Source organism: Levilactobacillus senmaizukei DSM 21775 = NBRC 103853, from assembly GCF_001592085.1.
GTDB lineage: Bacteria > Bacillota > Bacilli > Lactobacillales > Lactobacillaceae > Levilactobacillus > Levilactobacillus senmaizukei.
In genome coordinates this window covers 136,950-143,849 of sequence record NZ_BCWD01000002.1, presented here as the reverse complement: position 1 = coordinate 143,849, position 6,900 = coordinate 136,950, and the positions used below count along the sequence as shown (strand labels likewise).

At 51.4% G+C, this 6,900-nt stretch carries 6 protein-coding genes; 2 read left to right on the top strand and 4 right to left on the bottom strand.

Annotated features, from left to right (window positions below; genetic code table 11):
* Positions 1–277 precede the first annotated feature (277 nt).
* Both LSE01S_RS01440 and LSE01S_RS01435 read right to left on the bottom strand, forming a co-directional pair.
* Positions 278–562 carry an ATP cone domain-containing protein gene (locus LSE01S_RS01440; protein ID WP_061775849.1) on the bottom strand — a complete coding sequence of 95 codons (285 nt, stop codon included), beginning with the start codon at positions 560–562 and terminating at the stop codon, positions 278–280.
* A 537-nt stretch (positions 563–1,099) separates the two neighbouring features.
* Positions 1,100–2,035 (bottom strand): ketopantoate reductase family protein, encoded by a 936-nt coding sequence (locus tag LSE01S_RS01435; RefSeq protein ID WP_061775848.1) that lies wholly within the window; start codon positions 2,033–2,035, stop codon positions 1,100–1,102.
* Between the two features lie 174 nt (positions 2,036–2,209).
* Here LSE01S_RS01435 and LSE01S_RS01430 point away from each other — a divergent pair, with 174 nt between their 5' ends.
* Complete coding sequence (locus LSE01S_RS01430; protein WP_061775847.1) at positions 2,210–4,177, top strand: S9 family peptidase; 1,968 nt, start codon at positions 2,210–2,212, stop codon at positions 4,175–4,177.
* Positions 4,178–4,468: 291 nt separating this feature from the next.
* Here the strand turns inward: LSE01S_RS01430 and LSE01S_RS01425 are convergent, their stop codons facing one another.
* Complete coding sequence (locus LSE01S_RS01425) at positions 4,469–4,942, bottom strand: C40 family peptidase (RefSeq protein WP_061775846.1); 474 nt, start codon at positions 4,940–4,942, stop codon at positions 4,469–4,471.
* Positions 4,943–5,099: 157 nt separating this feature from the next.
* A complete protein-coding gene (locus tag LSE01S_RS01420) occupies positions 5,100–6,056 on the bottom strand; it encodes a linear amide C-N hydrolase (protein WP_061775845.1) in 957 nt (318 codons plus the stop codon).
* Between the two features lie 156 nt (positions 6,057–6,212).
* Between LSE01S_RS01420 and LSE01S_RS01415 the strand changes: the two genes are divergently transcribed.
* Positions 6,213–6,839: an LVIS_2131 family protein gene (locus LSE01S_RS01415; RefSeq protein ID WP_061775856.1), complete on the top strand. Its 627-nt coding sequence runs from the start codon at positions 6,213–6,215 to the stop codon at positions 6,837–6,839.
* Positions 6,840–6,900 lie beyond the last annotated feature (61 nt).

The following is a 6,900-nucleotide window of genomic DNA, read 5'->3' as shown; positions in this document are numbered from 1 at the left end:
AAAATTTATAGTTACCCCTAAGCGGCGGCCCTAATTAAGTTCAGGGCTGCCGCTTTTTTGTTGGTGAGGCTATAAGGATGATTAGTGACCAGATTTCCGGTCTGATGGGTACTGAGAAGTCGTCTAATTAACAAATTGAGACGGATTGGACCCAGTTACCGGTGATTGGCAGAATGGCTGAGAAGACCGGTTAGACTGATTTGTTTTGGGCGTAAATGATGACTGAAAACGAGACCAACAAAAAACGCTCAGGAATTCTTATCCTGGGCGTGAGGTTTTAAGCCTGTTGTTTGCGATAACTTTGAGCCATCTGGTCGTAGCCGAGTTGCGCTAAGGTTTGGGTCACGGTGTCTTCAATAGTGGCGGTGGCCACGACATCGAAACCAGCTAACTGTGCAACGATCAGACTTTCAACCCGGTGGACAACGGTTGGATCGTTGGTGAGGGCGGTAAGGTCCGTGTGAATTTTGGCGGGATCAAACGGTGCGTGATCTCCAGCTAAATTTTCCACGGTGAGACCGCCCGGATGCATGGTGGTCTGTGATCTTCTTAAAACGTCCATCGTCTCTAGCCCTCCTAGATGTTTGCCCACTACCAAGTCAGGTTAATTTGGCAGGGGCTAAAATTGAGTATAGGTCTATGTTACGATGAATTTCGGAAAAACACAACTAGATATAGTGGGAATATCGTATCAATTTCTACATATTGTAGCAATACCACGGAGCGTGGTGCGCCATTTTCTCTGTGACTGCCTACCGATCGCTCCGATCGGGTTCGGTTTTGATTCGATTAGGGTCAACGAAGGGAGGTTTTCGTTTGATTGGGCCGCTTGCGGCCGGCAGACATAACCCCATGAGGCAGACCTGAAGCCAGAAAGGCGGTCTTCAGGGCAACTTTGACTCTCACAAAAGTCGTGAGTCTTAAAGCTTGGCCAGTCGCCGGCTAAAATTGTAAAAATAGCACGACCCCATTCAATCAAACGTATTGATCGAACGGGGTCGTGGTTTAAGTTCTGTCTGCCTGATTACTTTTAGCGGGATAATTAGTTGTAACTGCCAGTCAAATCATGGCAGTAGGCGGTTGAAAAGAAATCTAGAAATCAATCCTTGGCGGTAACTAAAGCTTCTTGACTGTGAATCAGTTGGGCTAGAATGGCGTTGTGTGGAGCTGGAACGCCAAGTTGCTTGCCGAGACGGGCCACGTAGCCATTCAGGAAGTCGATTTCAGTGGGACGGTGGTTCGCCATATCTTGATGCATGGAAGGATAGTGGCCACCGTTGGTTTCGGGTGAGAATTGAGCGGCAATGAGCGTCGTGACGGCGCTGGCACTAAAGGTGATCTTAGCGGCAGCGGCCACGGCTTGGAATTCGTCCAGTACGGCATCGTTGAGTTCCCGCCAATTTGGCAGGGCCCCGAATTCGCCGATGTTGCAGTCGAGTAAGGTACAGTAGGTATTTAGGACGCTGTTCAAACCGGCTTTTTTCCAAATAGCTGCCATGACATCATCGGCAGGGCTGGCCTTCAAACCAGCGGCATTCAATGTCGAAATAATGTCACCGAGATTAGAGAAGCTGGCGGGCGCAACGGCCTGTAGTGAGATACTACCGGTCCCCGTGACCTTGATGTGGCCCGGGCCGACTAAACCGGAAGACCAGACCGTAGTGCCGACGACGATTTGTGAACGCGGCACGTGTTTTTCGATGGTCTCAACGTTGCCAATCCCGTTGGCTAGGGTGAGAACGGCCGGGTGGTTGGCGAGCACGTCATGAAGATCCGTTAGCATTTGGTCCATTTGCATGGTCTTGGTAAAGAGGATCACTAAGTCAAAGGTGGTGGTGACGTCGTTAGGCGCCAACGCCGTCATTGGATAGACTTGATCCTTACCATCATCACGGGTGACGATTAAGCCGTTGGCGTTGATTGCTGCGACGTGGTCGGTCCAGTTATCGATCAAAGTGACGTCGTTGCCCGCCGCTTGTAATTTCACACCGAACCGGCTACCCATGGCGCCGGCACCGGCAATTGCAATTTTCATGAAGAATCCCTCCTAATGGTGTTGTCTATCGCCAGTGTAGCAGATTTTATAATTTAGTGGGTTATTAACTGACAGGATTGTGAATTGACAGTACCCGTGGTGGGGCTTAACATTAGGCTTACTGAGATTAGAGAATAATGAGAGAGACGATTGAAGAGAAGGAGTGATTTGCGTATGTCACAGGGAGTCAGTGCCCAGGATTTATTCAAACTAAAGGCGTTATCCCAGCCAGTAGCCGCTAATGACCACATTTATTACGTGGAAAATGGGGTGGACCAGGCTAGCAATGGCTACACCGCGACGATTAAAGCCGTCGATGCCTTGGGCGCCGTGCAAACCATTGGGGCCAATGGCACATTAAATCTGCAGCCGGCCATCGTGGGGGATGACCTCTATTACGCCGCCACAGTCGGGTCCGCCAAGCCCCAATTATATCGTGTGTGTGTCGGCCAGGATCCAGAATGCCTGACTAAAAATGTCAACGAGGCGGTGAATACCGTGATCGCGGCCGCTTCTGGTCAGAGTATTTACTTTAAGACCACGGAGACGGCGGAACAGCCCAAGTTACCAAGTCCGCAAGACTTTCCCACCACGCGGCACGTGACCCGCCTGATCAATAAGGCGGATGGCTATGGTTGGCTGCCCCAGGAGGTGACTTATCGGTTGCAGCGGTTCACACCGACAACGGGAACAGTTGAGGAACTCTTTGCCCAGGGTTATGATTTCGATCTGACCTCGGTGAGTGTCGATGGTCAGGCCGTCACCTATATTTGTGACGAACAACCCCTGAATGATCGGAATTTCAATCGCGACGTGAACTATCTGGATGTGACTACCGGGGAAACCGTTTCTCTGACTAGTAGTCTGAAACACGGCCGCTTCACCGATGCCACGATTGCCCCAGATGGGCAGCACGTGGCTTTAGTCGGTGATGATGGTGAGTTTGGCCGCCATACCGTGGCCGACCTCTTCATGGCCGATACCGCCAGTGGCGACCTCGAACGGGTGACCGGCGATTTGGATGCCGATCTGGTCCCAGACTTTGCGGGCGACTTCGAGCAGCATCCTAATGGCAAATTGGTGCGGTGGTTGGATGCCAACCACTATGTCTTCACCGCTGCCTATCATGGCCGCAGTCAGCTTTACTCGGGTCAAGTCAACGGCCAGCCCAAGCTGATTAACGATGATGCTCGGCAAATCATGGACTTCGCCGTGATGGATCCCCAAACGTTAGCACTGGTGGTTTCTTATCAGGATTTACCAAGTGAATTGGTGCGGTTTAGCTTAACGGTCGGTGCCGAGCGGCAGTTGGTTAATCCCAACGCCGCTTACGAAAGTACCCACGAGTACGCGCATCCCCATCGGTTTGACTTCCAAGCGGCCGATGGCCAATCGTTGGAAGGCTGGTATCTGCCAGCCAAGACGACGGCGCCTAAACAACCCGTGTTATTGTATGTCCATGGGGGTCCCCATGCCAACTATGGCGAAACATTCTTCTATGAATTTCAGGTTCACGCTAGCCGAGGCTTCGGGGTCGTTTTCTTCAATCCCCGGGGCTCAACCAGCTACGGACAAGCCTTTGAAAATAACGTGATTGGCCATTATGGTGCGGACGATTACCAGGATGTCCTAACCGGCCTCGACGCGGCCTTGACCAGGTATCCGCAGCTTGATGCGACCCGTCAGTATATCGCCGGGGGCTCGTATGGCGGGTTCATGACGTTGTGGGCGATTGGTCACACTAAGCGGTTTGCGGCGGCGATTGCGCAACGGCCCGTGACTAACTGGATCAGTCTCTTTGGGACCAGTGACATCGGCTTTTATTTCGAACCGGAAGAATTGGATGCCGATCTGTTCTCTAAGGAAGGATTAGCTGCCTACTGGCAACAGTCACCACTGGCCTATGCCGAGCGGGTGACGACACCCGTGCGGTTGTTACACGGCGAGTGGGACATGCGGTGTCCAATCGGCCAATCTGAAGAATACTTTACGGCCGTCAAACGCAACGGGGTGGAGGCAGACTTCATTCGCTATCCCCAAAGTTTCCATGGCGTGTCACGCGATGGCCTACCCAGTCTGCGGGTGCAGCGGATCGATGACATGACGGAATGGTTTGTGGCCCATCCATCGGCTCGTAACTAAATTGAAAAAATTAGGGTCGTTAGCCTGAGAGCATTCAGGTAAGCGACCTTTTTTAAGTTAAAAGTAGTTTAGGAAAAAATTCGGCCGAGTTGCTTGATAGCAATTCGGACGAGTTTTTTTGAGTATTTTAGTTTTCTGTGAATTTAAGGGATGTCAACCGGCAGGCGGCAATGAACGGCCAACGTTGCCAGCTTTACAGAACAATAGATCCAAAAAACCTCCGTCGTGACGTAACGACGGAGGCCCAGTTTATTTAATTTATGAAGTTGTGGAACTGGATTTGTAACTTAATTATTTAACGGAACCAACGCGAGCGTAACCAACAGCGTGCCACCAAGGAGCGTGGACCTTTTCGGTTACAACACCACGGTTTTGAGAATCGATCATCTTACCATGACCAACGTATAAACCAACGTGGGAGATGGAGTGCTTGGAGCCACCGAAGAAGACGAGGTCACCCTTCTTGATCTTCTTGTAGCTAACGTGCTTGTACTTGTTGTATTGAGCTTGGGCAGTCCGTGGAATCTTCTTGGAAGCACCCTTCTTGTAAACGTAGCTCGTGAAGCCAGAGCAATCGAAGCGGGAAGGACCAGTTGCACCCCAACCGTAAGGCTTACCTAATTGCTTCTTGGCAACCTTGTGGATTTTCTTGTAGGACATAGTTGCGGCAGAAGCATCCGTAGGTTGGGTAATTGCGAAACCGGCAATGGCAAAAGCCACCGTGGCCATAATCGTTAATGCGATGTTAACAAGCGTCTTCTTCATAAATGTAAACAAACTCCTTATTTTTCAAATTTTTTTTGTATTTGCATGTCTGTGTTTCATATCAACGTGTTTAATACTATCAGGGAGTTGTTACAGTAATGTCTCAAACGAATATCAATCGGATTAAAGGTCACGTTAAGCTTTGCAACATTCAAAGCTAATCGGCGGGATAGGCATGGGGGAAGTGCCGGTGGGCCGCCATTTCCGGCGTCATGACAATATGTTGCAAACGGTGAGTTGTCCGGGGAATAAAGTGGTAAATTAGGCGGTCTAAATCGATAATTGATCGGTAATGGGTGTAATTATGGTTGGTTTGCCCCCGCCTTTTGGGGTCATAGGGCAGGCTGACTTCATCTAGCCAGCGGAAAATATAGGTCATTTGCTGATCCGCATTGGGTGCCACCGGGGAGCCCCATTTCCGAATGGCCATGTGAATGAATCGTCGGGTGGGGATCGGTCCAGTGGGCAGTGACTCGCCGCTCGCTAGGTAACCTTTGGCCGCCGCGACCGTTTTCGCGGTAAAGTCCGTTCCCGGAATTGCCAGAAAGTCGTTAAGGTTTTGCAAATGAGTCGCGAGGACCGGCGTGTTCGTCAGGACCCCAGCCGGATCGGGCTGGGCCACCAACGGTCCCCCCGTGGGTTCGATGACCAGTGTCTGGCCCATTCGGTCGCTGAGAATCCAGTGGAAGGGATAAACGTAACGGTCGTGGCCCCAGCAACGATCAACCAAGGTCACCTTGGGGAGGTCCGCGACAATTTCCGCTAGGGTCGCGTGTTCTCCCAGCGCCCAGTTGATGAAGTCTTGGGGCGTGAGGTTGGTTTGGCCGGGAAGGGGATCGGGCGCGTAGTCGACGACGCCGGGAAGATAGAGTTCGGCACAGCTGATGCCGGTCTCGTTAACGCCGTCGGCCAGCAGGTAAGCGGCGAGGTCGGTGGCTCGCCGACCGCCACCCAGAATGGCGTAACGCGTGGTCCGGGATTCTGCCAGGGCGGTTTGCCAGTGATAGTCCCGTGGTAAGAAGACGGGCCGCCAGGGAGTGGTGGTTGGGAAATCCATGGTTCTGGCAAAAAAATGGTGGGCAGATCCGGAGGTATAGGTTAGACTAGTACACACAGGGAATTCCTCCTTATATAGAACGCTAAATATTAGTCTAAGTATAACGTAAATCCACTGGGGCGGTTGCTTGTATTCCCGGCGTGAATCTCGTAAGCTATTAGAGGAAGTTAACACCCGAATAGCGGCTTATTTGTGGAAGGGAATTGGGAAATCATGAAATCAACTTGGAACTTAGTGGGGATGGGGATTTGGTTGCTCATCTTGGTGGGCCTCGTCTGGATGGTGCACGACATGCGCGTCCGGCGGCTCCGCCTGATTGTGAAGGAGCACCGTAGTTTCTCCTGGCACAACTTCACCATCTCCACCATTGAACTCGTCGTTTGGTTATTGGTCTTTGGTGGCATGAGTGCAACCACCTTTTTCCAAGATGTGAACCATTTAGGCGACCGCGTAACGGAGACTACCCGTTATGAACCGTTGGTAATTAACACGGGTAGCGGGAATGGTGCCGCCTATTACGTGACGGTGAACAATAGTAATGGGAAGAAACCGGTCCAAACGTATACCTACCTCACTGAAGGCGAAAAGTATCAGGTCAGCAGCACGGATGCGACGGTTTCAGCGGGTAAAAAGGCCATCAACCTGCCGGCATCGGCCTATAACTGGGATAAGCGCAAGGTTAAGAAGTATGACCAACGCCACCAACGGGCGTGGGTTGGCGTGATCGAAACGACGTATAAGAAGTCCTTCGTCAACGGCCTGGGTCTGCATGCGGGTCGCTTAGCTAACCGCTTCACGCTGATCCGAATTCCAGATCATTCCTTTATGGTAGAAAAGTAAGAAACAATCCGATAAACACAACGAAAATAGGTGGTCACAGTCCCTCTTTGAAGACTGTGAC